Genomic DNA, 2920 nt, shown 5'->3' on the forward strand with positions numbered 1-2920 from the left:
CCGGCGCCTGCGCCAGGGCCGCAGCGGCGGCAGCGCCGCAGACCGCAGCGGCGGAAGCTCCGCCGCTCATCACGCTGAGGACGGCCCAGGGGTCCGGATTATATGCCGGCGTGCTCGCCGTCGCAGCGACCGCTGCCGTTGAGCTGAAGAACATCGATCCGGCGATCAATACGCCGATTGCTCCACGGCGACGCGAGACAGCCATTTGCCTTCTCCCTTGGCGCTGCGGGAATCTGCCCCCGCAAGAGAACCGTGAACGCTTACTCCAAAGTGAAGTTTCATTCCACCGTCATGGGGAGAAAAATTTAAACCATTGTTACAACGGCTGTTTAGCCTTCGGTCAGCAGCGCCTTGGCGCTGACGCCTTCGCCTGTTAGCCGCTGCGCATGCGTCGGATGCCCCTGCCTCCGCTTCCCGAATGGGCGCCACACGAAGCCGTCTGGATCGGCTTCCCGAGCGATCCGGCGCTGTGGCTCGGCGACCTCAAGCCCGCCGAGGAGGAGGTCGCGGCCTTTGCCGAAGCGATTTACGCAGGCGGCAGGGGAGAGCAGGTGCGCCTCGTCGCGGCGCACGAAGGCGCGGGCGAGAGCGCGCGTAGGCTGGCTCCGTTCGCGGAGGTCGTCGTTCAACCGTTCGGCGACATCTGGCTGCGCGATACGGGGCCGATCGTGGTCGGCAGCGGCGCGGGCCGGCGCGCACAGGGGTTTGGCTTCAACGGCTGGGGCGGCAAGTACGAGCTCGAGGGCGACCAGGATATCGGCGAGCGGCTCGCCAGGCGCGCCGGCCTGCCCTTCGCCAAATTGGATTGGATCCTGGAGGGCGGCGCGATCGACGGAGACGGCTCAGGCACGGTAATCACTACCGAGCAATGCCTGCTCAACCCAAACCGCAACAGTCTGAGGCGCGACGAGACCGAGGAGCGGCTGCACGCAGACCTGGGCTTCGAGCGAGTCGTGTGGCTCGGCTCGGGGCTCCTCAACGACCATACGGACGGGCATGTCGACAATCTCGCGCGATTCGTGGCGCCCGGCCGGGTCGCCATTCCGACGCCTGCCAAAGACGACCCGAATGAAGCTGTGTACCGCGATGCCGCGCGGCGCCTGCGCACGACCCGGCTCGACGTCGTCACCCTTCCCTCCCCCGGCCGGATCACCGACGAGGACGGCGACCTCATCCCCGCCAGCTACATGAATTTCTACATCGGCAATGCCGCGGTCGTCGTACCGCAATACGGCGCGCCGAACGACCGGGCAGCGGTCGACGTCGTGCAGGCGCTCTTCCCGGGCCGCGTTGCAATCGGCCTGCGCGCCGACCACATCCTCACCGGAGGCGGAAGCTTCCACTGCATCAGCCAGCAGTTGCCGGCTTAGGGTTGCCCTGTTCGTCATCCCCGCGAAAGCGGGACCCAGTTTTTCTCTCGCTAGGTTCCCGCTTTCGCGGGAATGACGAGGAAGCAGAATGAAAAAGATCACCGTCGCTGCGCTACAGCTCGCATTCACCGATGATACGGACGCGAACATCGCCGCGGTGAGTGAGCTGGTGCGCGATGCCGCCGGCAAGGGCGCCGAAGTCGTCCTTCCGCCCGAGCTGTTCGATGGCCCCTATTTCTGCCGCGTCGAAGACGAGAGCCTGTTCGCGACCGCGCGCCCAACGGACGAGCACCCCTCGGTGCTGGCGATGCAGAAACTCGCCGAAGAGCTGAAAATCTGGATCCCGACCAGCTTCTTCGAGCTCGACGGGCCGCATCATTACAATTCGCTCGCGATGGTCGGGCCCGATGGCAAGGTCGCGGGCGTCTACCGCAAGAGCCACATCCCCGACGGCCCCGGTTATGAGGAGAAATTCTACTTCCGCCCGGGCAACACCGGCTTCAAGGTGTGGGACGGCCCCGGCCACGCGAAGCTCGGCGTCGGCGTGTGCTGGGACCAATGGTATCCCGAAACGGCGCGCGCGATGATGCTGATGGGCGCCGACATCCTGTTCTATCCGACGGCAATCGGTACAGAGCCGCACGACCCCGAGCTCGACACGTCGCGGCTGTGGCGCCGGGCGATGATCGGCCACGCAGTGTCGAACGTCGTGCCGGTGGTCGCCGCCAACCGCATCGGCACCGAATGTGGCCAGCGCTTCTACGGCCACAGCTTCATCTGCGACGAGCGCGGCGACATTCTTGCCGAGTTCGGCGCTGAGGAGAGCGGCGTGCTGGTCGCAACGCTCGACATCGCGGCAGCCAAAAGGCACCGCGCCGCCTTCGGCTTCTTCCGAGACCGCCGGCCCGAGCTTTACGGGCGGCTTACCGAGGACGTCTGAGCTCGAGCGCTCGCTCGAACACGCTTTCGAACATCGCCGCGGTCAGTCGGCCGGTGTTCTGGTTGTAGCGCGAGCAATGGTAGCTCGACAGCAGGATGCGGCCGTCGGGCGTGACATGCTCCGCGCGATGGCCGAACCTGGTCGCGGACGGCGGCAGGCCCATCGCTCGGCACGCGGCGACGTGGCCGATCTGCCCCAGACCGAGGAACACGCGTACGGTCGGAAGCGCCGCCAGCCCGGCCTCCAAATAATTGCGGCAGTTGCGGATCTCGCTCGGCTCGGGCTTGTTCTGCGGCGGCAGGCATTTGACCGAGTTGAGAATGATCACGCCATTGAGCCGCAAAGTATCGGATGGGTCGGCGCGATATTCGCCGGTCGCAAGGCCGAACTTGAGCAGCGTGGCGAACAGCAGCTCGCCGGCATAATCGCCGGTGAACGGCCGCCCGGTGCGGTTGGCGCCATGCTTGCCGGGCGCGAGCCCCACGATCGCCAGCCACGCGGCCAGGACGATCCACTTCCAGTGTCGTCCGACGATCTCGACCGCGCGGCGCTCTCACGCCTCGACGTTGATTTGCAGCGCCTTGCCTTGCAGCATTTTTCCGGCTTTAGC

Annotated in this window: 4 protein-coding genes; 2 read left to right on the forward strand and 2 right to left on the reverse strand. The window is 66.1% G+C overall.

From position 1 onward, the window contains the following. On the reverse strand, positions 1–205 hold a 205-nt coding region (locus tag GH737_RS15480; protein ID WP_196233206.1), incomplete at its 3' end, for a hypothetical protein. 190 nt (positions 206–395) lie between these two features. Here GH737_RS15480 and GH737_RS13980 point away from each other — a divergent pair. After that, positions 396–1370, forward strand: a complete 975-nt coding sequence (locus GH737_RS13980; protein WP_420853459.1) for an agmatine deiminase family protein — start codon at positions 396–398, stop codon at positions 1368–1370. Positions 1371–1458: 88 nt separating this feature from the next. Beyond that, on the forward strand, positions 1459–2310 hold the full coding sequence (gene aguB, locus GH737_RS13985; protein ID WP_155265393.1) for an N-carbamoylputrescine amidase: 852 nt from the start codon (positions 1459–1461) through the stop codon (positions 2308–2310). Here the strand turns inward: aguB and GH737_RS13990 are convergent. Continuing rightward, on the reverse strand, positions 2294–2845 hold the full coding sequence (locus GH737_RS13990) for a uracil-DNA glycosylase family protein (protein ID WP_155265394.1): 552 nt from the start codon (positions 2843–2845) through the stop codon (positions 2294–2296). The genes aguB and GH737_RS13990 overlap by 17 nt on opposite strands. Positions 2846–2920: the final 75 nt, after the last annotated feature.

Source organism: Sphingomonas segetis, from assembly GCF_009720245.1.
GTDB lineage: Bacteria > Pseudomonadota > Alphaproteobacteria > Sphingomonadales > Sphingomonadaceae > Sphingomicrobium > Sphingomicrobium segetis.

Coding starts and splice junctions, on each gene's coding strand:
- GH737_RS13980 (WP_420853459.1), top strand. CDS start 396: ATGCCCCTGCCTCCGCTTCCCGAATGGGCGCCACACGAAGCCGTCTGG.
- aguB (WP_155265393.1), top strand. CDS start 1,459: ATGAAAAAGATCACCGTCGCTGCGCTACAGCTCGCATTCACCGATGAT.